Genomic DNA, 19,621 nt, shown 5'->3' with positions numbered 1-19,621 from the left:
TTTCGAGGACGGGGTCGGGTGTCGGGGAGTCAGGAGACCCACGCGAGGATGAGGATCATCGTCGCGAGGAATCCGGCGAAGTAGTTGAGGGCGATGAAGCGTCGCCAGGCGCGATTCGTGGATGCGGAGGTCTCATCGGTGACGTTCCACCACGGTGCCGCGTTCACGATGTAGGGGACGGCGAGGACCGCGGCGAGGGGACCGGGCCACGGCGTCAGGAGCATCGCCGCTCCCGCGATCGCCCAGAGCGAGAGGGACAGCCGCACCGTCGCCCGCGCGCCGATGACGGTCGCGATCGAGGAGATGCCCGCCTCCCGGTCGGGACCGATGTCCTGCACGGCGCCGAACGCGTGCGCCGCCATGCCCCAGAGGAAGAACGCGCCGAGCGTGATGACCGTCGCCGCGCCGACCTGTGCGCCCGCGAGGGCGAGCCCGACGACGGCGGGGCTGACGAAATGCGTGCTCGAGGTCAGCGAGTCCAGGAACGGCCGCTCCTTGAACCGCAGCAGGGGAGCGGAGTAGGCGATCACCGCGAACACGCTGACCGCCAGCCAGAACCAGGACGCCGGGTTCCCCACGATCACGAGGTAGACCAGGAACGGGACGTTGGTCGCCGCCGCCGCCCACAGGGTCGCGCGGTGGATGCGGGGAGAAAGCAGCGCACCCTCGATGCCGCCCTTGCGCGGGTTGGCCAGATCGGAGGCGTAGTCGAAGACGTCGTTGATCCCGTACATCGCGAGGTTGTAGGGGATCAGGAAGTACAGGGTGCCGATCACCAGTGTGAGGTCGATCTCGCGGGTGCTGAGGAAGTAGGCCGCCGCGAAGGGGAACGCCGTGTTGATCCAGCTGATCGGCCGCGACGAGAGCACGATCTGCGCGAAGTCGCGCCCGAACGTGTGCGACGGCGTGGGGTCGGCGCTCATCCGCGTCCTCCGTCGTCGGGGTTCGTCCCGTCCTCGCGCGCTCGCCGCCGGGCGCGCAGCGCCGTCCAGAGTGCCGGCAGGAGCAGCGCGCCCGCCAGCGGATAGGCGAAGTCCTCGAGCGGCGCCAGCCCGATGTGCAACCCGAGCAGCGGATCCTGCGCGTAGTGGAACAGGCCGCTCGCGATCATCACGGTGTCGAAGACGGCGGTGAGCAGGAAGAGCAGCACCACGGTCGTCACCACCGCCGCGGGCAGGGGGCCGCGGCGGCGCGAGGCGAGAGCCAGCGCGACGCCGCCGATCGTGGCGGCGAGCAGGAACAGGATGGCCAGCTGGAGGTAGGTCATGAGCGACCGCCTTCGGTACGCCGCTTGCGTCGATGGGTCAGGAGGCGTGCGGAGCCGGTGTAGATCACCATCGTGCAGACCACGAGGAAGAGCAGGAACACGGGTTCCTCGATCGGCAGCTCGGGGGCCAGCACCACACCCGTCGCGATGGCCGCGTCGCCTCGGAGGAAGATGCCGTTGGCGATGCCGGCCACGTCCCAGAGGAGGAAGAACACGAACCCGACGGCCGTCACGACCGACGCCGAGACCGCGTCCCGCCAGAAGAACAGCCGGAACCGCCAGTCCAGCAGCAGCATGCACCCCAGCGAGATCAGCAGGGCGGTCAGGTACACCGCGCCCATCACGGACGCTCCGTCCCGACGGCGGACGGCTCGGGGACGGCGAGCGGCCCGGGGGAGTGATCGCCGCGGATCCGCTTGAGCACGATCTCCGCACTGATCAGGCACATCGGCACTCCCACGCCCGGCGCCGTCGTGGCGCCCGCGTAGAAGAGGCCGCGCACGCGACGGGACGCGTTCTGGGCCCGGAACATGGCGCTCTGCGACAGGATGTGCGCGGGGCCCAGCATCCCGCCCCGCCACGAGCGGTAGTCGTCGCGGAAGTCCGCCGGACCCTTCGTCTCGCGGACGACGATGCGCTCGCGGAGGTCGGGGATGTCCGCCCAAGCGGCGATCTGGTCGATCGCGGCATCGGCCGCGCGTTCGACCTCCGGCGAGCCTCCGCCGTCGGATCCGCCGTGCCCGAGGTCCACGTCCGCGGGGACGGGCACCAGCACGAAGAGGTTCTCGTGGTCCGCGGGAGCGACGTCCGGATCCGTGGCGCTCGGCCGGCACACGTAGGTCGATGCCGGGGTGGGCACGGACGGATCGGGGCCGAAGATGGCGTCGAAGTTCGCGTCCCAGTCGTCGGTGAAGAACAGCGAGTGGTGCGGCAGCTCGAGCAGGGCGCCGCGCACGCCCAGCATCACCAGCACCCCGCCCGGTCCACTGGTTCGGCGCGCCCACCACGACTCCGGGTAGGTCTGCAGGGAGCGCGGCAGCAGCGCGGTCTCGGTGTGGTGCAGATCCGCCGCGGACACGAGGATGTCGGCCTCCTCGACGTGCGCGTCCCCCGACGCATCGACCCAGGCGACCCCGGTCGCATGCGTGGCGCCGTCGTGATCCCGGGTCCGGATGCCGGTGACATCCGCTCCGGTCACGATCCGGACGCCCGCCTCGAGGGCGAGGGCTTCGATCCGCTCGACCACGCGCCAGAAGCCGCCCTGGGGATAGCTGACGCCCTGATCGAGGTCGAGAGCGCTCATCAGGTGGTACATCGCGGGGGCGCTCCGCGGATCGGTGCCGAGGAACACCGCCGGATAGCCGAGGATCTGACGCACGATCGGGTGGCGGAAGCGGCGTGCGGCGAAGGACTGCAGCCGCGTGCCGAGCAGCGTGAACAGGCGGGGGAGCGCGCGCAGCACCTCCGGGACGGCCAGCGACCGCATCCGGGTGAACGGGTTGTAGAGGAAGTACTTCTGCGCCATCGCTCCGGCATGGTGCGCGGAGTCGAGGTAGGCGGAGAGTGCCCGCGAAGATCCGGGCTCCAGCGACTCGAACAGTCCACCGACCGCGGCGCGACCGGCGGGCACGGTCACGGCTTCCGCAGACCCGGGGGAGCGGAAGACCCGGTAGCCGGGGTCGAGCAGACGGAGGTCGAGCTGCTCCTCGGTGGTGGTGCCCATCATGGCGAAGAAGTGGTCGAAGACCTCGGGCATGAGGTACCACGAGGGTCCGGAATCGAAGCGGAATCCCTCGCGCTCGATCGTCCCGGCGCGCCCGCCGACGCGATCGTTCTTCTCGAGGACGACCACTTCGTGCCCGTCCCGCGCGAGCAGGCCGGCCGTCGCGAGCCCGGCGACACCCGCGCCGATGACCACGACCCGGCTCATCGGTCGCGTTCCATCGCCGTGGTCAGGACCGATCGAGCGGCGAGCACGGCCTTGATCGGATCGGGGACCCGCACGCGGCGCTGGTACAGCTGGTCGGCGGGTGTCTTCGCGACGCGTCGGGTGAGCGCCGCGAACAGCGCGAGGGCGCTGCGGACGGCCGCCCGGGAGTCCTTCGGCAGCAGGGGGATCGCGGCCCGGGCGTCGGCGAGCTGTCGGTCGATCGTGTCGACCCAGGCGTCGCGGTCGGCGTCGGTCAGGCGCTCGGTGCCACCGAGGTATCCGCGCCGCAGCCGATCCGTGTCGTCGGCGAGATCGCGCAGGAAGTTCACGTTCTGGAACGCGGCGCCGAGCTGCCGAGCCCCGCGGTGCAGCGTGTCGAGCTCGGAGGGAGTGCGGTCGGCGTCCCGCAGGAACACCTGCAGACACATCAGCCCCACGACCTCCGCGGAGCCGTAGACGTAGGCCGCGTGGGCGTCCGCGTCGTATGCGGCGAATCCGGAGTCCCGGGCGATGTCGGCCCGCATGGAGTCGAAGAAGGGCCGGGTGAGGTCCTCGCCGATCCCGCACTCGCGCGCGGTCCGCGCGAAGGCATGCAGGATCAGGTCGCTGCTGTATCCGCTGCGCATCGAGCGGTGCGTCTCGGCGACGTACGAGTCCAGGGCGGCCGACTGCGCGGTGGCGTCGAGTCCGGCCTCCGCCGCCACCCCGTCCACGATCTCGTCGGCGATGCGCACCATGGCGTAGATGTTGCGGACGTGCTGACGGTGCCGCTGCCCGAGAAGGCGCGTCGCGAGGCCGAACGACGTCGAGTAGGTGCGGATGACGTCGGTGGTCGCGATCTCGGCGGTGCGGTTGAAGCGGCGCAGCGCGGTGTCGTCGCCCGGCTGGGCGGGGTTCGCGGTCATCGGCGTCGACCCTCGACGCGGGAGGCCAGGCCGCGAACCGTGCGTCCGGCGGCGGTCGAGAGCGTGCCGGCAGACTCCGCGCGGGAGAGGGCGCTCGACACGGCGTCGAGGTGCTCGCGCACGAGGCCCTGCACGAATGCCTCCGCACCGCACTCGCGCAGACGATCGCGGGTGTAGGCGCCGTCGGCGAGATCGAGGTCGGACCGCCCGAAGTGCAGCTCGATGCTGTCCCAGTGGCTCGTCAGGCGCGCATACGCGATGATCGCCGTCTCCTTGCCCTCGCGCAGGTCGGAGAAGGCGTCCTTCCCGTGCTCCTCCGGGTCGCCGAACACCGAGAGCAGGTCGTCCTGCAGCTGATACGCGAGACCGAGCCGGTGGCCGATCGCCGTGAGCTGCTCTTCGGCGGAGGGCGAGGATCCGGCCAGCACCGCTGCGGCGCGCAGGGGAAGGACGAAGGAGTAGGTCGCCGTCTTGTAGGCGCTCGTCGACAGAATGGTGCGCAGGTCGGGGGCGATCACCCCGTCGCTCAGGGCCACGTCGGCGTGCTCCCCGGCGACCGTCTCGAAGATCGTCTGCTCCAGCAGGGAGAGCAGCCGCTCACGGGCCTCCGGCGCCACGTCGGCGCGCGCGAACCCGAGCACCGCGGACGACAGCAGGAGGTCTCCGAGGAGGATCGCACTCGAGCGCGCCCAATGCAGGGCGGGCTCGCCGGACTCTTCCGGACGCCCGGCCGCGAGCGTGCCGATCAGGTTCGGTCGCCGACGTCGGATCAGGTCTCCGTCGATCACGTCGTCGTGCAGGAGGAAGGCGAAGTGGAGCAGCTCGACATGGGCGGCCACATCGATCGCGCGCTGCGTCTCGTCCTCCGAGAGCGGACCGGGCGCCAGCGCGTGCAACAGGTCCATGAGCAGGCGGGGGCGGATGAGCTTGCCACCGAGGACGTGCTCCGCCGCCGTCTCCCAGAGGTCGACGAATTCACTGCCGTACTGCTCGGCCGCAGCGCGGCGCTCGGAGAGGCGGTGTCGCAGCGCCTCTCCGATCCGCGTCCCGAGCGTCTCCTCCGTCGCCGTCGCACTCATGCGTCAGACCTCACCGAGGCGGCGCAGCAGGGGCAGCTGCTCGACGAGCCAGGGGCTGAAAGCGAACGGAGCGTGTGTGACGGCTTCGAGCACGGCGGGCGCCTCGACCCAGGTCCATTCCGCGACCTCGGCCGGGTTGGCGGAGGGCGTGCCCTCGATGACCGCGACGTGCACCGGGCAGATCTCGTTCTCGACGATGCCGCTCGCGTCGACGGCGCGGTACCGATAGTCCGGGAGGGCGAGTCGGATGTCGGAGAGGCCCAGACCGAGCTCGGCGAGGCCGTGTCGACGCACCGCGTCCGTCATCGCCTCGTCCGGTCGCGGGTGTCCGCAGAAGCTGTTCGTCCAGACCCCGGGCCAGGTCCGCTTGGACAGCGCGCGGCGGGTCATCAGCAGGCGTCCCTCGGTGTCGAGGACGTAGCAGGAGAAGGCCAGATGCAGGGGAGTGTCGGTGGTGTGGACCTCGCTCTTCGGCAGCGTGCCGACGGCGGTCCCGTCTTCGGCGAGGAGGGTCACGTCGTCCATGGCATCTCCCTGACCTTGAGCCTCTCGAATGTAGCTAACTTGGTGAGTAATCAACTTAGCATGAAACTGTTGGTGTGTAACATGATCGCATGGACACGGAGCCCGGCACCACCCCGCGGATCGGCGCGCAGGATTCGCCGTCGCCGCAGGCGGGCGCCGTGAGCCGCGCGAACGAGGCTCCCGACGGTCTGAGCCACGCGGCGATCTACGACGTGGAAGCCAGCGATCCGCGCAGCACGCTGATCGACCGGACCGGCGTTCCTCCCGAGGATCTGAAGCAGATCGCACGGCTCATGGAGTCGCTGGCGAGCCTCCGTGAAGCCGAGCAGGTGCTCTCACAGGCGTCGCGTCGCTACATGCGCCTCAACGAGACCGACATGCGGGCGCTGCACTATCTGATCGTGTGCGCGAACAGGAATCTCGTGGCCACGCCGGGTGGGATCGCGCATCACCTCGGTGTCTCGACGGCCGCGACCACCAAGCTCCTCGACCGCCTGGAGCACGGAGGGCACATCAAGCGGGCACCGCATCCGACGGATCGCCGAGCGCTCCACATCACCATCACTCCGGAGACCCGGCGGGCGGCGATGGAGACGGTCGGCCGGCAGCAGGCCAAGCGTTTCTATTCCGCGGCGCGTCTGACGCCCGCCGAGCGCGATGTCGTGATCCGATTCCTCGCGGACATGACCGATGAGATCACTCTGCGCGACGAATCCTGGCTGCAGGAGACGACCGAATAGTCTTCCGCTGATCCGCCTCTCGGACGGAGATCAGTGAGCGGCGTGGTACGCGTCGAGGATGGGAGCGGGAATGCGCCCGCGCTCCGAGAGCGTGTAGCCGTTGTCGTTCGCCCACGCCCGGATGGCCGCGACCTCCGGGTTGCGTGCCTGCCGCTTACGGGGCGCGGAGGTGCGCGGGGCGCTGGAAGAACCGGCACGCCGTCCGGCGGCGATATAGGGCTCCAGCGCCTTTCGCAATTCCTCGGCGTGGTCCGCGTTCAGGTCGATCTCGTAGGAAGCGCCATTGAGAGAGAAATGCACTGTCTCGCCGTCGCCGACCTCCAGGACACTGCCATCGATGTCGTCGACCAGCTGATGCACAATTCGTCTCGCCATGCGTGCGACTTTACCTCCCGAGAAGAAATGCAACAAGGCGAGAATTGTGCATTGTCACAATTCATTTCCTCGGTCGTCAGGGGAGGAGCCCCGCGCGTCGTGCTCGGGTCACCGCGGCATGGCGGGTGGAGGCGTCGAGTTTCGACATCGCGGTGCCGAGATAGGCCTTGACCGTGCCCTCGCGCAGTCCCAGCTGCGAGGCGATCTCCGCATTCGTCGAGCCCAGCGCGGCGCACGCGAGCACGTCGGTCTCGCGGGGGGACAGGTGGATCGTCGGCACCGTTCCCGTGGTGACCGGTGCCGCCTCCCCCGCGAGCGCCACGAGGCGTCGCTCGACCTGCGCGATCCGGGCGCGGATGTCGGCGTCGTCGACCGAGGCGGCGATGCTCCGCAGCTCGGCGAAGCTCTCGCGGAGCTCCTCGCGCTGCGGAGGTGCGACGACCTCGGTCCCGGCGACGCTCGTCTGCAGGCGTCGCTGCACCTCGTCACGGATGCGCAGCTCGTCCGCGACCGACTGCGCCACCTGCATGGCGGGCGCCGTGGTCACGCCGCCCACCTGCTCCTCGTCCCATCCGCCGGCGTAGAGGACTCCGCGGGATCGTCCCTGCACGATGATGGGGAGGGCGAGGAGGGTGCGCAGTCCCTCGCCGAGCACGAACACGTCGTAGTCGTGGGTGATCTGCTGGGAGGAGCCGTAGTCGCTCGTCATCCGCGGGCGCAGCTCCATCATCGCCCGCCCGCCGAGGCCGCGCTCGGGGCGTACGCGCAGTCCGTCCAGCGATCGGGTGCGTGCGCCGACGATGCTCGTGACGCTGACCACGCCCTCTTCGATCAGGCCGCCGAACGCGACCGGGAAGCGTGTACGCCTGGCGAGCTCGCGCACCGCGTTGGCGACGAGTTCCGCCTCTGGTTCGAGGGAGAGCGGTGAGCTCACGAGTACCTACTTCCGGGGGTGACGACGTCGTTCCCCGTTTCGTAGCGTCGACCCTACCACTCGCACGGTGTCCTCGTGCGAGGACCGGACATGTGGCAAGGAGGCCCCATGAGCGACCAGACGCACGCAGAACAGAACGGCGCGATCGACTACATCGCCGTCGAGCAGTCCCCGACATTCCTCCGGTTGAAACGGACGCAGAGATCGTTCATCTTCCCTCTCGCCGCTTTCTTCCTCGTGTGGTATTTCGTCTATGTGCTCCTCGCCGCATTCGCGACGGAATTCATGGCGCAGCGCGTGTGGGGGGATATCACCGTCGGACTGCTCCTCGGTCTCGGACAGTTCGTCACGACGTTCGGCATCACGATGGCGTACGTCTCCTTCGCGAATCGCAAGCTCGACCCGTTGGCGACCGAGATCCGTGAAGACCTCGAGAAGGCGCAGGCCCAGGCATGAACGGCATCCGCACGGCGACGGACGTCACCTTGGAGATCAACCCCGTCTTCAACATCTCGATCTTCCTGGCCTTCGTCGCGGTGACGCTGTTCATCGTGATCCGGGCCAGTCGGAACAACAAGACCGCGGCGGACTACTACGCCGCCGGACGCTCATTCACGGGACCGCAGAACGGCTTCGCGATCGCGGGCGACTACCTCTCCGCGGCGTCGTTCCTCGGCATCTGCGGCGCGATCGCGATCAACGGGTATGACGGGTTCCTCTACTCGATCGGCTTCCTCGTGGCCTGGCTCGTGGCGCTGCTGCTCGTCGCGGAGCTGATGCGCAACACCGGCAAGTTCACGATGGCGGACGTGCTGTCGTTCCGTCTCCAGCAGCGTCCGGTGCGCATGGCGGCCGCGATCACGACCCTGGCGGTGTGCTTCTTCTACCTCCTGGCCCAGATGGCCGGCGCCGGCGGGCTCGTGTCCCTGCTGCTCGGCATCGACGGTCGGGTCGGGCAGTCGATCGTGATCGCCGTCGTCGGCGTGCTGATGATCGTGTACGTGCTGATCGGCGGCATGAAGGGGACGACCTGGGTGCAGATCGTGAAGGCGTTCCTCCTGATCGGCGGAGCGGTCGGCATGACCATCTGGGTGCTCGCCATAAACGGCTTCAGTCTGAACACGGTGCTCGAGGCCGCGGTTGCGAACTCCGACAAGGGCGACGCGATCCTCGCCCCGGGACTGCAGTACGGCGCGAACCCCTGGGACTTCCTGTCGCTCGGCATGGCGCTCGTCCTCGGCACCGCGGGCCTCCCGCACGTGCTGATGCGCTTCTACACCGTGCCGACCGCCAAGGAGGCTCGTCGCTCGGTGGTGTGGGCGATCTGGCTGATCGGTGGCTTCTACCTGCTGACGCTGGTCCTCGGCTACGGGGCCGGCGCGCTGGTCGGAGCAGACGTCATCGCGGCCGCGCCCGGTGGCGTCAACTCCGCGGCGCCGCTCCTGGCACTCCGGCTCGGCGGCCCGGTGCTTCTCGGCTTCATCTCGGCGGTCGCGTTCGCGACGATCCTCGCCGTGGTCGCCGGGCTGACCATCACCGCCGCGGCCTCGTTCGCCCATGACATCTACGCGAACGTCATCCAGAAGGGGCGCAAGGACGCGGCGGGCAACCCGGTCGAGGCCGACCCCAACGGCGAGGTGCGGGTCGCGCGTCGCACCGTGATCGTGATCGGCATCCTGGCGATCCTCGGTGGCATCGGCGCACAGGGTCAGAACATCGCCTTCCTGGTCGCGCTGGCCTTCGCCGTCGCGGCCTCGGCGAACCTGCCGACGATCCTGTACTCGCTCTTCTGGCGCCGGTTCACCACGCGCGGCGCCGTGTGGAGCATGTACGGCGGTCTCGGCTCGGCGATCCTGCTCATCGTGCTCTCGCCCGTGTTCTCGGGAACGCCGACGTCGATGATCCCCGGGATCGACATCGCCGTGTGGCCGATGAACAACCCCGGCATCGTCTCCATCCCGCTCGGCTTCCTGCTCGGCTGGCTGGGAACGATCACGAGCACCCGGAAGGAGTCTCCGGAGCTCGCCGCGGAGATGGAGGTGCGCTCGCTGACCGGCTTCGGCGCGGAGAAGGCCGTCGAGCACTGACGGATACCGGCACCGATCATCAGCCCGAGGCGTGGACCCGGCGGCCTACTCGCCGGGTCCACGTCGTGCGTCGGGGCTGGTCAGCCGGCCTCGAGATCGAGAAGGAACCTCTTGCGTTCCGGGTGCGCGCCGTAGTGCCCCGGGGTGCCGTCGGACCGGACCACCCGATGCACGGGCACGATGATCGAGAACGGCGTCAGGCGGCAGGCCGTGCCGACCGCGCGCGCCGCACCGGGATGCCCCCGCGACCACGGCGACCTCCCCGTAGCTCATGGTCTGGCCCCACTCGATGCTGCAGATGGTCTGCAGTGCCGTCAGCGGGAAGCCCTCCACGAGTCGCCAGTCGAGACGGAGGTGCTCCTCGAACCGGACGGGCCGGCCGTCGAAGTAGTCGGACAGCAGGTGCGCGAGCTCATCGGCGGCGCCCGGGTCGGGCTCCGGCACGGCATGAAGCTGCCGGGAGACGCCCTCGAGGAGCCAGGGGACTGACGGGTCCTCGGACTCGGAGAGGTCGAATCGCACGATGCCCTCGTCGGAGAACACCGCGAGGGCATCGCCGAACGGCGTCGGCGCGAAGTCGTAGCGGAAGGTCATGCCACCATCCTGACCGTCCGCGAGGACACCGGCGTCCGCGCATCCTGCGCTTCGTGGAGAACGTGGAGCGGCCGCATGCGTGGGAGGAGGAGTGCGAATCTCCCGTCGAACGGCGGAAATTCGGCGGAAACCCGCCCGGGATACCCCGCCTCGCGCGGTCACGCGCCTAGGGTGTCATTGTGTGGCGACGTGAAGACAAGACGGCGGATGACACAGCGGTGGACGCTGCTGTGTCGATCGGCGATCTGCACGAGACCACGACGGGCTTCGAGATCGCGCACGCGGCCGAGGCGGAGCGCACCAGATTGAGGGCCGAGGCCGCCGATCTCGGTGGTCCGTCGCCCCTGGTCAGCTTCCGCGACAGCCCGGAGTCGGGCATCGACATCTCCAAGGCGCATCCCGGCAGCCTCCCGCAGTTCATCACCGGGAAGTCGACTCTCCTGTCGAACCTCTTCCGTGACGAGGTGGGGCTGCGCACGGCGCGACTCGCCGCCGAGCGCATCACCGCCAAGAACACCGAGCTCCGCACGGTCCGCGGGATCGAGGCCGTCCACCTCGCCGTCGGCGTCGCGCGGTGGCGCATCGGGGGAGCGGGGTTCGCCGCGCCGGTGCTGCTGCGTCCGCTCGCGATCCGTCGTCACCACTCCGACTTCGAGCTCAAGCTCCAGGGCGCCTTCGAGGTGAATCCCGAACTCGTCCGGATCGCACGGGAGCACTTCGGGCTCACGATCGATGCCGCGGCGCTCGCCGCTCTCGCCTACGACGGCGGCATCTTCAAGCCGCAGCCCGTGGTCGACAGCCTGCGGGCGATGACGCGCTCGATCGACACGTTCTCGGTCGAGCCGCGACTGGTCGTGTCCACCTTCGCCGACGTGTCCGGGGCGATGTCCCGCGATGCGGGGACCCTCGACCACGTGGTCCTCAATGCGCTGGGCGGACACGTGGGAGACCGCGAGCGGGTGACCGCTCCTCGTGCCACGCCGCACCACACCGGGCCCGACGACCGCGCCCCGGCATCCGACAACCTCCTCCTCGACGCCGATGCCGAGCAGGAAGCCGTGCTCGCGCGCATCGCCGCAGGGCACTCCCTCACCGTCTCCACGCTCCCCGGCACCGGCGGGACGCAGACCGTGATCAATGCGCTCGGCGAACTGGTGCGCGGTGGCAAGCGGGTGCTCGTGGTCTCCGCGCGCCGCTCGACGCTGGACGGCGTGCGACACCGGCTCGCGGGCATCGGCCTCGACAGCCTCGCGATCTCACCCGCGAGTGTGCGCCGCGACCTGGTCCGGGCGATCGGCCGCAACGAGAAGGCCACGGCGCCCAAGGTCAGCGACGTGGACGACGCGCTCGTGCGCCTGCGCACGGTCCTGCGCGACTATCGGCAGGCGCTCATCGCCCCGGCGGCCGGCATGGACGCCTCGGTCCTCGACGCGACCCGCCAGCTCACCCGGCTCGCCTCGCTCCCGGTGCCCCCTTCCACGACCGCACGACTCGGGGTCGAGGCGCTGCGTCGCCTCGCCGCCGACCGCTCCGACGCCGCGGCGGCCCTCGCGCAGGCGGCCCGCCTCGGCGAGTTCCGGTTCGGCCCGAACGACTCGCCCTGGTACGGGGTGACCTTCTCCAGCACCGAGGCGGCCCGCGCAGCCCACGAGCTGGCCGGTCGACTGCACGGGGACAGCGTTCCTGCTCTCCTCGAGCGCGGCTACGAGCTGATCGCGCAGACGCACATGCGGCCGTTCGCGACCATCGACGAGCTCGGCGAGTACCTGCGTCTGCTGCAGGGCATCCGCGACTCCCTCGATCGGTTCAGCCCCACGGTGTTCGAGCGCCCCCTCGGGGAACTCATCCAGGCGCACGGCTCGCGTCGCGACGCCCCGGGGCTCTCGGGCGCGAACCGTCGGCGTCTGCGTCGCCTGGCGAAGGAGTACGTGCGTCCGGGCGTGCACGTGACCGAGATGCACGAGGCGCTGCTGCGGATCCAGACCCAGCGCACCCAGTGGCAGCGGTTCGTCGAGGCCGGCGTCGCGCCGGAGATCCCGCTGGGTCTCGCCGACGTGTACGTGGCCTGGCAGCGTGTCGAGGCCGAGCTCGCCGAGCTCGACGCCGCGCTGGGACGCCGTGAGCCCCTGGCATCCCTCCCGGTGGCGCGCCTGGTGCGCACGCTGGCCGGACTCGCCGCGAAGTCCGACGTCTTCGAGAACCTCGTCGAGCGCGCACAGCTGCGCGACCGACTCGCCCTGCTGGGGCTGGAGCCGCTGCTGGCGGAGCTCTCGGTGCGCCACGTCTCCGAGTCGCAGGTGGGGGAGGAGCTCGAGTTCGCCTGGTGGCAGTCGTTCCTCGAGCGCGCGCTGCAGGACAACCGCGCGCTCCTCGGCGCCAACACGGCCGTCGTGGATCGCCTCGAGCGCGACTTCCGGCTGGTCGACGAGGCGCACGCCGCGATGGCCGGTCCACTGCTGGCCTGGCAGCTCGCGAACCAGTGGCGCATCGCGATCGTCGACGAGCCTCAGCAGTCGCAGCATCTCCGTCGTGCGCTGACCCAGTCCGCGGCGACCACCGCGCAGGTGGTCAGTGCGGCGCCCACGCTCGTCGACGTGCTGGCTCCGGTCTGGATCTCGTCCCCGTACCTGGTGCCGGAGATCCCCGAGTCGGTCGAGTTCGACACCGTCCTCCTGGTCGACGCCGCCGCGATCAATCTCGCCGAGGCCGCGCCGGCGATCCGCCGTGCACGCCAGATCGTGGCGTTCGGCGATCCGGTCACCCAGCGTCCGACGCCGTTCCACATCGCCGTCGATCCGGAGGAGTCGTGGGAGGCCGAGGTGCCCTTCGACGACGTCTCCGTCTTCGAGCGCCTGTCCGAGCTCCTGCCCGTGATGACCCTGACCCGCAGCTATCGCGCCGGCGGGGAGGATCTCGCCGAGCTCATCAACGACGCCTTCTACGGCGGCGAGATCGTGTCCCTGCCCTGGGCGGGCTCGTACCTCGGTCGCGGCAGCCTCACGGTCGACTACGTGGAGGGCGGCACCGGTACTCCGGACCCGATCTCCGGCGCGGTCGAGAGCCCGGACGCCGAGGTCGCCCGCGTGGTCACCCTGGTCGTGGAGCACGCCGTGCACCGTCCGGCCGAGTCGCTCATGGTCGTGACCGCCAGCGCCCGGCACGCCGAGCGCGTCCGTGCCGCGGTCACATCCGCGTTCGCCGGCCGCTCCGATGTCGCGGACTTCGTCGGGCGCGACACCGCCGAGCCGTTCGCGGTCCTCACGCTCGAGGAGTCGGTCGCCGAGAGCCGTGACCGTGTGATCTTCTCGCTCGGGTTCGGCCTCACCAAGCACGGTCGGGTGCTGAGCGACTTCGGGGATCTGTCCACGCCCGACGGCGAGCGGCTCCTCACGGTCGGCATGACGCGCGCGCGTCGCTCGATGGTCCTGGTCTCCTCGATCCGTCCCTCCTCCTTCGACGACGGCCGCCTCGAGCACGGGGCCGCCACGCTGATGTCCATCCTCGGGGGCCTCGCCGCCCGCAGCCGGGACGCGCGGCTGGAGGATCTGGCCGACCCCCTCACTCTCGCCCTGGCGCGGGAGCTCCGACGGCTCGGGGCCTCCGTCGACGTCGACTACCGCGGGCTGCTGCCGCTGGTCGCGCAGCACGGCGGCAAGGCTGTCGTGATCGAATCCGACCCGGAGACGCGCGGGGAGTCCCTGCGCGAGACGCTGCGGCTCCGCCCGCATGTGCTCCGTCGGCTCGGCTGGCACTACGTGCGCGTGCACGCCTTCGACCTCTACAGCGACCCGGCGACGGTGGCCCGGCGGATCGCCGCGGTGCTCGGCATCTCCGACACCGCTCCGCGCGTCGAGAACGACACCCAGCCGATCGATCTCGCCGACCGCGAGCATGACTGAGGATTCCGACGCGTCAGTCCCACGCCAGCGCGTGGTGCGGGTGGCGGGATCGCGTCGCGCGCGCCTGACGCCGGTGCCGGGGAGTGACCCGGAGCCGGAGACGACCGCGGACGAGAAGCCGCGGATCGTGACCGGCGTGAAAGGGCCGAAAGGCCCCAACGACGACCGTCTCGTGCAGGACGTGCCGCCGCACTACTGAGCATTCCGTCGCCGGGAGCTGAGCATTCCGTCGCCCGGAAAGCGAAGACGCACGGTTCCCTCGGGCGGGAACCGTGCGTCGAACAGCGCTGTGGGGGTCAGGTGCTGTCAGGCGCCGCGCTGTGCCTTGAGCAGATCGCGGATCTCGATGAGCAGCTCGGACTCGGTCGATGCGGCCGGCTCCTCCTCGGGCTCCTCGGCCGGGGTGCCCTTGCGTGCCTCGACGCGGGCCTTGAACGTGTTCATGGGCAGCACGAAGACGAAGTAGACGACGGCGGCGACGGCGAGGAAGCTGATGATCGCCGAGATCAGGTCGCCGATCGGGAACGTGACCTTCTCGCCGTAGATGTTCGTGAGGATGATGCCGAACTCACCGGCCGCGTCCGCCTTGAGGAAGAGCGAGATGAGCGGGTTGATGATGCTGTTCACGACCGCCGTGACGATCGCGGTGAAAGCGGTGCCGATGACGACGGCGACCGCCAGATCGATGACGTTTCCGCGCAGCAGGAAGTCCTTGAAACCTTTGAACATGGGGTCCCCCAACAGATAAGCGCCTCAGTTCGAGGCGGGAGTCGACGCAGCGGCCGGTTTGGCGCTCGTCGTCGAATCCGACTTCGATGATGCCGAACCATCCTTCGAACCACCGGATTTGGCGCGCGAGTCCGTGCGATAGAAGCCCGACCCGTTGAAGGTCACGCCGATCGAGCCGTACTGCTTCCGCAGCGCTCCGCCGCACTCGGGGCACACGGTGAGAGCGTCGTCGGCGAAGCTCTGCACGGCGTCGAACTGGTGACCGCACGATGTGCAGGCATAGGCGTAGGTGGGCATGGGGGTCCTTGCGGTTCAGCGTCGCCGGGGCGACAGGGTGAGAGTCTGCGACGGAGTCACGACGCCGTTCACCGGCTGGTCGTGCACCTCGCGCGGGAGTTCGTCGAGTACCTCGGAATCATAGATGACCGCGTACACGGGCGGGCACTTCTCCATGGAGCCGATGGTCTTGTCGAAGTAGCCGCGCCCCCAGCCCATGCGCATGCCGGTGCGGTCGACCGCGGCGGCGGGGACGATCATCAGGTCCACGTCGTTCACCGCGATCGGACCGAGCACCTCGCCGGTGGGCTCGGGCAGACCGAACAGGCCCTCCGCGACCTCGTCGTCGTCCGTGGCGACGGCCCAGTCGAGGAGCCCGTCGGCGCGGGTGACGGGGAGCAGCACGCGGATGCCGCGGCGCACGGCCCGGGTGACGAACTCCCTCGTGCCCGGCTCCGTCGTCGTGGAGAGGAAGCAGGAGATCGCGCGGGCGCCGAGCTCGTCGACCAGGGCATCGAGGCGTTCGCCGATCGCGGCGGCCGCGGTCTCGCGCTGCGAGTCGGAGAGGAGCTGACGTCGCTCGCGCAGCTCGGCGCGGAGTGCGCGCTTGGCGTGTTCCACGTCATTCGACATGGCTCCGAGTCTACGGCGATGCTCACCACTAGGCTGGGAGGATGGCCGACCACAAGATCAAAGCCGTCATTCCCGCGGCAGGACTGGGGACGCGATTCCTGCCTGCCACCAAGGCGATGCCCAAGGAGATGCTCCCCGTCGTCGACAAGCCGGCGATCCAGTACGTCGTCGAAGAGGCGGCCGACGCGGGCATCGACGACATCCTCGTCATCATCGGTCGGAACAAGAACGCGATCTCCAACCACTTCGACTCGGTGCCCGAGGTCGAGGCGAAGCTGATGGAGAAGGGTGACACCGGTCGGCTCGAGCGCGTCATGAAGTCGAGCGACCTCGCCGACATCCACTTCGTCCGTCAGGGCGAGCCGAAGGGACTCGGGCACGCGGTCCTGCGCGCCCGCACCCACGTGGGCGACAGCTCCTTCGCGGTGCTCCTCGGCGACGACCTGATCGACGAGCGCGACCCGCTCCTCACCGACATGATCGCCGAGCACGAGCGCTCCGGCGCCGCCGTGATCGCGCTGATGGAGGTCGACCCGGCCAACATCCACATGTATGGTGCGGCCGCGGTCGAGCCGATCGAAGGACAGGATGCGGTCCGTGTGACCGGGCTCGTAGAGAAGCCCGCGCAGGAGGACGCACCGTCCAACCTCGCCATCATCGGCCGCTACGTGCTGCCGGCCTCCGTGTTCGAGATCCTCGAGCGCACCGAGCCGGGCAAGGGCGGCGAGATCCAGCTGACGGACGCCCTCCAGGAGCTCGCGACCGACCCCGACGGCCCCGGCGTGGTCGGTGTCATCTTCGGCGGTCGTCGCTACGACACGGGTGACCGCGTCGACTACATCAAGGCGATCGTGCAGCTCGCCTCGGACCGCGAAGACCTCGGGCCCGAGCTGCGGCCCTGGCTCAAGGAGTTCGCGGAACGCCTCTAGGCGAATCTGCGGGGTCGGTGCGGCATGGATCTGGCGGCGGGAATGCGACACGGACCTGTGGAACTGCGGCTCGTCCGAGCGAAGGATGCGCGACCGCTGCAGCAGGAGCTGCTGGCCAACAGGTCCTGGCTCCAGCCGTGGGAGGCGACGGTGCCGTACGGCTCCGTGTCCTTCGACATGAGGCTCAGCATCCGTCGGCTGCTGCAGCAGTACCGCGACGGATCGGGCTATCCGTTCGTCATGGAGTACGACGGTGAGGTCGCCGGTCAGCTCAACGTGTGGGGTGTCGCGCGCGGCTCCCTCTGCTCGGCCACGATCGGGTACTGGGTGAGCGAGCGCTTCGCAGGGCGAGGTATCACCCCGACCGCCGTCGCCCTGGCCACGGACGCGTGCTTCACGGAGTACGGCCTGCACCGGATGGAGATCTGCATCCGTCCCGAGAACGCGGCGAGCCTGCGCATCGTCCAGAAGCTGGGCTTCCGGTACGAGGGGTTGCGTCGCCGTTACATCCACATCGACGGCGACTGGCGCGACCACTACGCGTTCGCGTTGACGAGGGAAGACGTGCCACAGGGCGTCCTGGCGCGCTGGCTCAACGGTCAGGTGCCACCGGACGCGGCGACGATCCCGCCGTCCGACCGCATCGCCCTCTGAGACGCGCCTTCCCTGCGGATCCGCAGAGACTCGCCGCGACACGCGCCGCTCTGCACGGCGCAGCCCCCTCTCTGCCCTTAGCGTGGTCACTATGGACGGGCCGGTGCTGAGCGGAGGAGTGATCGTGCTCGTCGCCGTGCTCCTCTGGATGCTCTATCTGCTCCCGTCGTGGCGTGGTCGCTTCCAGTACAACGCTTCGGAGCGCAACGCTGTCCGTCTCAATCAGGCGCTTCGCGTCCTCGCCGAGACGAGCGAGACGCCCGGTGAGGTGCGCTTCGAGCTGAACGCCCGCACGGCGCTCGCTCAGCAGAAATTGGCCAAGCGCGTGCAGTCCGAGCGGGAGGCCGCAGAACTTGAGGCGCTCCGCGAGGAACTCGCCGCGACCAGAGCCGACCCGGTGATCCGTCGGGCACGCGCACGGCGACGTGTCCGCGTGACGGCGACCAGCACCCTGCTGCTCGGGCTCATCATCGCCGGTCTCGGCGTGTGGCAGCTCCTGGCCGCGGGAAGCTCGGCGCTGCTCTGGATCGGCGGAGCCGCGATCCTGGTGGCCGGGGTCGCCCTGCAGCGTATGGCCGCCGTCGCCGCCCGCGTCGCGCGTGCCACCCACGTCGTCGCCGCGCCGGCCGCTCCGCGCGTCGCGCCCGAACTGCACGACCAGGGCCGAGCGACGTGGACACCTCGTCCGCTGCCGGAGCCTCTCGTGTCGGTGTCGGGATCGCGTGCCCAGGCGGCACAGGCCCAGATCGAGGCGCAGGAGGAACGGCGCAAGGCGGCACGGGTGGCAGCCCTGCGGGAGCGTGCGGAGCAGATGGCTCCGGAGGCGCCGGTGGAGCTGCCCGCTGCATCTTCCCCCTACGCGCGGATGGGGTTCGTCGACGATGCCGAGATCGAGGCGCACGTGCGCGATCTGCTCTCGCGTCGGGCCGCCGGATGACCGTTCGCGGCGCGAACAGCCTCTCCGCCGTGATAGCGTAGATGTCGTTCAAGGGCCTATGGCGCAGTTGGTAGCGCGCCTCGTTCGCATCGAGGAGGTCAGGGGTTCGAATCCCCTTAGGTCCACAGAACATGGAAGCCCCCGGGAGAGATCCCGGGGGCTTCCGTCATCTCCGGGACACCCGAAGCGCGCGGCGGCTCACGGCCGCGACGCGAGTCCGGCAAGCAGTTCCAGGACGCACAGCGCGGCGAGCCGGACGGTGCGGGCATCGTCGGCGTCCGCCGCCGCGTCGACCTCGGCGAGGTCGGCGCTGACAACACGGGGATCCGCGGCCACGGCACGGGTGAGCGCCCGCAGCTCCCAGGCCTGCAAGCCGCCCGGCACACTCGCGGGGCAGCCCGGTGCCACGGAGCGGTCGCACACGTCGACGTCGATGTCGAGGTGGACGCGCGGGTCTGATCCGGCTCCGGCGATCTCGAGGGCTTCCGCAGCCACATCGTCGATGCCGCGGCGACGCAGCTCGTCGAGCGTGATCACGCGGATGCCCCAGGCGGCGGCCCGCTGGGCGTAGGCGGACGAGTTCGCGAAGTCGGCGATGCCGATCTGCACGATCCGTGTGGGGTCGACCGCGGTGGTGGATGACGACGCGGCGGGGGTGTCTTCCACGAGGCGCCGCACGGGCGTGCCGTTGGAGATGCCGTCGCGGAGGTCGAAGTGCGCGTCGAACGTGATCAGCCCGGTCGCCCGGGCGCCCAGCGCCACCGGGTAGGTCAGCGAGTTGTCGCCGCCGAGTGCGATCACGAGCTTCGCCGCCACGGAGAGCTCTCGCACGCGGGAGATCGCCCGGGCCTCGCCCTCGGATCCGTCGGGTTCGGCGACGTCGCCGGCATCGGCGATGCGGAGCACCTCGTCGAGATCGACGATCGGCGGTCCCATCAGCGTCGTCCCGTAGCGGGGGAGCGCCTCGCGGATGGCCGCCGGGGTCGCGTGCGCGCCGGTCGGCGAGAGCGACGTGCGCCAGGTCGGCACACCGAGGAGAACCGCATCCGCCGTGCCGTCGAACGCGGGCCAGGATCCGGCGCGGGGCCAGAGCGGGTCGTGACTCAGCTGTCGAGGGGTGGACGTCAT

22 protein-coding genes and 1 tRNA gene are annotated in these 19,621 nt (G+C 69.9%); 9 read left to right on the top strand and 14 right to left on the bottom strand.

The window, feature by feature from the left end; translation table 11 throughout:
• Positions 1-29: 29 nt before the first annotated feature.
• From AC07VM_RS02175 to idi, 7 genes are read right to left on the bottom strand one after another with little or no spacing between them, the layout of a single operon-like run.
• Positions 30-923, bottom strand: a complete 894-nt coding sequence (locus tag AC07VM_RS02175) for a prenyltransferase (protein ID WP_494909836.1) — start codon at positions 921-923, stop codon at positions 30-32.
• Positions 920-1,267, bottom strand: coding sequence for a lycopene cyclase domain-containing protein (locus tag AC07VM_RS02170; protein WP_494909835.1), 348 nt, complete (start codon positions 1,265-1,267; stop codon positions 920-922). The genes AC07VM_RS02175 and AC07VM_RS02170 overlap by 4 nt, the downstream gene beginning before the upstream one ends.
• Entirely contained in the window at positions 1,264-1,608 is a 345-nt protein-coding gene (locus AC07VM_RS02165) for a lycopene cyclase domain-containing protein (RefSeq protein WP_494909834.1), read from the bottom strand. Before AC07VM_RS02165 ends, AC07VM_RS02170 begins: the two co-directional genes overlap by 4 nt.
• Positions 1,608-3,197, bottom strand: a complete 1,590-nt coding sequence (gene crtI / locus AC07VM_RS02160; protein WP_494909833.1) for a phytoene desaturase family protein — start codon at positions 3,195-3,197, stop codon at positions 1,608-1,610. The genes AC07VM_RS02165 and crtI overlap by 1 nt, the downstream gene beginning before the upstream one ends.
• Entirely contained in the window at positions 3,194-4,102 is a 909-nt protein-coding gene (locus tag AC07VM_RS02155; protein ID WP_494909832.1) for a phytoene/squalene synthase family protein, read from the bottom strand. The genes crtI and AC07VM_RS02155 overlap by 4 nt, the downstream gene beginning before the upstream one ends.
• Entirely contained in the window at positions 4,099-5,181 is a 1,083-nt protein-coding gene (locus AC07VM_RS02150; protein ID WP_494909831.1) for a polyprenyl synthetase family protein, read from the bottom strand. The genes AC07VM_RS02155 and AC07VM_RS02150 overlap by 4 nt, the downstream gene beginning before the upstream one ends.
• A 3-nt stretch (positions 5,182-5,184) precedes the next feature.
• Complete coding sequence (gene idi, locus AC07VM_RS02145; RefSeq protein WP_494909830.1) at positions 5,185-5,706, bottom strand: isopentenyl-diphosphate Delta-isomerase; 522 nt, start codon at positions 5,704-5,706, stop codon at positions 5,185-5,187.
• Between the two features lie 89 nt (positions 5,707-5,795).
• Here idi and AC07VM_RS02140 point away from each other — a divergent pair, with 89 nt between their 5' ends.
• A complete protein-coding gene (locus tag AC07VM_RS02140; RefSeq protein ID WP_267415458.1) occupies positions 5,796-6,446 on the top strand; it encodes a MarR family winged helix-turn-helix transcriptional regulator in 651 nt (216 codons plus the stop codon).
• Between the two features lie 30 nt (positions 6,447-6,476).
• On the opposite strand, the gene AC07VM_RS02135 is transcribed toward AC07VM_RS02140, so the two are convergent.
• Together AC07VM_RS02135 and AC07VM_RS02130 are read right to left on the bottom strand one after the other, a co-directional pair.
• Positions 6,477-6,821, bottom strand: a complete 345-nt coding sequence (locus AC07VM_RS02135; protein WP_494909829.1) for a histone-like nucleoid-structuring protein Lsr2 — start codon at positions 6,819-6,821, stop codon at positions 6,477-6,479.
• Between the two features lie 76 nt (positions 6,822-6,897).
• Entirely contained in the window at positions 6,898-7,755 is an 858-nt protein-coding gene (locus AC07VM_RS02130) for a LuxR C-terminal-related transcriptional regulator (protein ID WP_494909828.1), read from the bottom strand.
• Positions 7,756-7,863: 108 nt separating this feature from the next.
• Here AC07VM_RS02130 and AC07VM_RS02125 point away from each other — a divergent pair, with 108 nt between their 5' ends.
• Together AC07VM_RS02125 and AC07VM_RS02120 are read left to right on the top strand one after the other, a co-directional pair.
• Complete coding sequence (locus AC07VM_RS02125) at positions 7,864-8,211, top strand: DUF485 domain-containing protein (protein ID WP_494909827.1); 348 nt, start codon at positions 7,864-7,866, stop codon at positions 8,209-8,211.
• Positions 8,208-9,842 (top strand): monocarboxylic acid transporter, encoded by a 1,635-nt coding sequence (locus tag AC07VM_RS02120; protein WP_267415454.1) that lies wholly within the window; start codon positions 8,208-8,210, stop codon positions 9,840-9,842. Before AC07VM_RS02125 ends, AC07VM_RS02120 begins: the two co-directional genes overlap by 4 nt.
• A gap of 45 nt (positions 9,843-9,887) precedes the next feature.
• Here the strand turns inward: AC07VM_RS02120 and AC07VM_RS02115 are convergent, their stop codons facing one another.
• Positions 9,888-10,436, bottom strand: coding sequence for a hypothetical protein (locus tag AC07VM_RS02115; protein ID WP_494909826.1), 549 nt, complete (start codon positions 10,434-10,436; stop codon positions 9,888-9,890).
• A 218-nt stretch (positions 10,437-10,654) separates the two neighbouring features.
• Here AC07VM_RS02115 and AC07VM_RS02110 point away from each other — a divergent pair, with 218 nt between their 5' ends.
• Positions 10,655-14,335 (top strand): AAA family ATPase, encoded by a 3,681-nt coding sequence (locus tag AC07VM_RS02110; RefSeq protein WP_494909825.1) that lies wholly within the window; start codon positions 10,655-10,657, stop codon positions 14,333-14,335.
• The gene (locus tag AC07VM_RS02105) at positions 14,328-14,534 is read left to right on the top strand and encodes a hypothetical protein (RefSeq protein ID WP_267415451.1); all 207 of its coding nucleotides are present in this window, start codon (positions 14,328-14,330) and stop codon (positions 14,532-14,534) included. Before AC07VM_RS02110 ends, AC07VM_RS02105 begins: the two co-directional genes overlap by 8 nt.
• Before the next feature lie 107 nt (positions 14,535-14,641).
• On the opposite strand, the gene mscL is transcribed toward AC07VM_RS02105, so the two are convergent.
• From mscL to AC07VM_RS02090, 3 genes are read right to left on the bottom strand one after another with little or no spacing between them, the layout of a single operon-like run.
• A complete protein-coding gene (gene mscL, locus AC07VM_RS02100; protein ID WP_267415450.1) occupies positions 14,642-15,064 on the bottom strand; it encodes a large conductance mechanosensitive channel protein MscL in 423 nt (140 codons plus the stop codon).
• A gap of 24 nt (positions 15,065-15,088) precedes the next feature.
• Complete coding sequence (locus AC07VM_RS02095) at positions 15,089-15,361, bottom strand: FmdB family zinc ribbon protein (protein WP_267415449.1); 273 nt, start codon at positions 15,359-15,361, stop codon at positions 15,089-15,091.
• Positions 15,362-15,376: 15 nt separating this feature from the next.
• The gene (locus AC07VM_RS02090; protein ID WP_494909824.1) at positions 15,377-15,973 is read right to left on the bottom strand and encodes a 5-formyltetrahydrofolate cyclo-ligase; all 597 of its coding nucleotides are present in this window, start codon (positions 15,971-15,973) and stop codon (positions 15,377-15,379) included.
• A gap of 41 nt (positions 15,974-16,014) precedes the next feature.
• Here AC07VM_RS02090 and galU point away from each other — a divergent pair, with 41 nt between their 5' ends.
• The 4 genes from galU to AC07VM_RS02070 all read left to right on the top strand — a co-directional run bounded on the left by galU (position 16,015) and on the right by AC07VM_RS02070 (position 18,618).
• Positions 16,015-16,902 carry a UTP--glucose-1-phosphate uridylyltransferase GalU gene (galU, locus tag AC07VM_RS02085; RefSeq protein WP_494909823.1) on the top strand — a complete coding sequence of 296 codons (888 nt, stop codon included), beginning with the start codon at positions 16,015-16,017 and terminating at the stop codon, positions 16,900-16,902.
• Between the two features lie 42 nt (positions 16,903-16,944).
• Positions 16,945-17,556, top strand: coding sequence for a GNAT family N-acetyltransferase (locus AC07VM_RS02080; RefSeq protein ID WP_416383319.1), 612 nt, complete (start codon positions 16,945-16,947; stop codon positions 17,554-17,556).
• A gap of 91 nt (positions 17,557-17,647) precedes the next feature.
• Positions 17,648-18,493: a hypothetical protein gene (locus tag AC07VM_RS02075; RefSeq protein ID WP_267415445.1), complete on the top strand. Its 846-nt coding sequence runs from the start codon at positions 17,648-17,650 to the stop codon at positions 18,491-18,493.
• A gap of 52 nt (positions 18,494-18,545) precedes the next feature.
• Positions 18,546-18,618 (top strand) — tRNA-Ala (locus AC07VM_RS02070).
• Positions 18,619-18,691: 73 nt separating this feature from the next.
• On the opposite strand, the gene AC07VM_RS02065 is transcribed toward AC07VM_RS02070, so the two are convergent.
• A complete protein-coding gene (locus tag AC07VM_RS02065) occupies positions 18,692-19,621 on the bottom strand; it encodes an arginase family protein (protein ID WP_494909822.1) in 930 nt (309 codons plus the stop codon).

The organism is Microbacterium sp. GW821-FHT01D02 (genome assembly GCF_059422585.1).
Note: the sequence above shows the minus strand (reverse complement) of the source record. Positions and strands in the feature narration are given on the sequence as shown.

Excerpts from the sequence above, each read along its gene's own strand:
- AC07VM_RS02175 (WP_494909836.1), bottom strand. The coding sequence starts at position 923 with ATGAGCGCCGACCCCACGCCGTCGCACACGTTCGGGCGCGACTTCGCG.
- AC07VM_RS02170 (WP_494909835.1), bottom strand. The coding sequence starts at position 1,267 with ATGACCTACCTCCAGCTGGCCATCCTGTTCCTGCTCGCCGCCACGATC.
- AC07VM_RS02165 (WP_494909834.1), bottom strand. The coding sequence starts at position 1,608 with ATGGGCGCGGTGTACCTGACCGCCCTGCTGATCTCGCTGGGGTGCATG.
- crtI (WP_494909833.1), bottom strand. The coding sequence starts at position 3,197 with ATGAGCCGGGTCGTGGTCATCGGCGCGGGTGTCGCCGGGCTCGCGACG.
- AC07VM_RS02155 (WP_494909832.1), bottom strand. The coding sequence starts at position 4,102 with ATGACCGCGAACCCCGCCCAGCCGGGCGACGACACCGCGCTGCGCCGC.
- AC07VM_RS02150 (WP_494909831.1), bottom strand. The coding sequence starts at position 5,181 with ATGAGTGCGACGGCGACGGAGGAGACGCTCGGGACGCGGATCGGAGAG.
- idi (WP_494909830.1), bottom strand. The coding sequence starts at position 5,706 with ATGGACGACGTGACCCTCCTCGCCGAAGACGGGACCGCCGTCGGCACG.
- AC07VM_RS02140 (WP_267415458.1), top strand. The coding sequence starts at position 5,796 with ATGGACACGGAGCCCGGCACCACCCCGCGGATCGGCGCGCAGGATTCG.
- AC07VM_RS02135 (WP_494909829.1), bottom strand. The coding sequence starts at position 6,821 with ATGGCGAGACGAATTGTGCATCAGCTGGTCGACGACATCGATGGCAGT.
- AC07VM_RS02125 (WP_494909827.1), top strand. The coding sequence starts at position 7,864 with ATGAGCGACCAGACGCACGCAGAACAGAACGGCGCGATCGACTACATC.
- AC07VM_RS02120 (WP_267415454.1), top strand. The coding sequence starts at position 8,208 with ATGAACGGCATCCGCACGGCGACGGACGTCACCTTGGAGATCAACCCC.
- AC07VM_RS02115 (WP_494909826.1), bottom strand. The coding sequence starts at position 10,436 with ATGACCTTCCGCTACGACTTCGCGCCGACGCCGTTCGGCGATGCCCTC.
- AC07VM_RS02105 (WP_267415451.1), top strand. The coding sequence starts at position 14,328 with ATGACTGAGGATTCCGACGCGTCAGTCCCACGCCAGCGCGTGGTGCGG.
- mscL (WP_267415450.1), bottom strand. The coding sequence starts at position 15,064 with ATGTTCAAAGGTTTCAAGGACTTCCTGCTGCGCGGAAACGTCATCGAT.
- AC07VM_RS02095 (WP_267415449.1), bottom strand. The coding sequence starts at position 15,361 with ATGCCCACCTACGCCTATGCCTGCACATCGTGCGGTCACCAGTTCGAC.
- AC07VM_RS02090 (WP_494909824.1), bottom strand. The coding sequence starts at position 15,973 with ATGTCGAATGACGTGGAACACGCCAAGCGCGCACTCCGCGCCGAGCTG.
- galU (WP_494909823.1), top strand. The coding sequence starts at position 16,015 with ATGGCCGACCACAAGATCAAAGCCGTCATTCCCGCGGCAGGACTGGGG.
- AC07VM_RS02080 (WP_416383319.1), top strand. The coding sequence starts at position 16,945 with ATGCGACACGGACCTGTGGAACTGCGGCTCGTCCGAGCGAAGGATGCG.
- AC07VM_RS02075 (WP_267415445.1), top strand. The coding sequence starts at position 17,648 with ATGGACGGGCCGGTGCTGAGCGGAGGAGTGATCGTGCTCGTCGCCGTG.
- AC07VM_RS02065 (WP_494909822.1), bottom strand. The coding sequence starts at position 19,621 with ATGACGTCCACCCCTCGACAGCTGAGTCACGACCCGCTCTGGCCCCGC.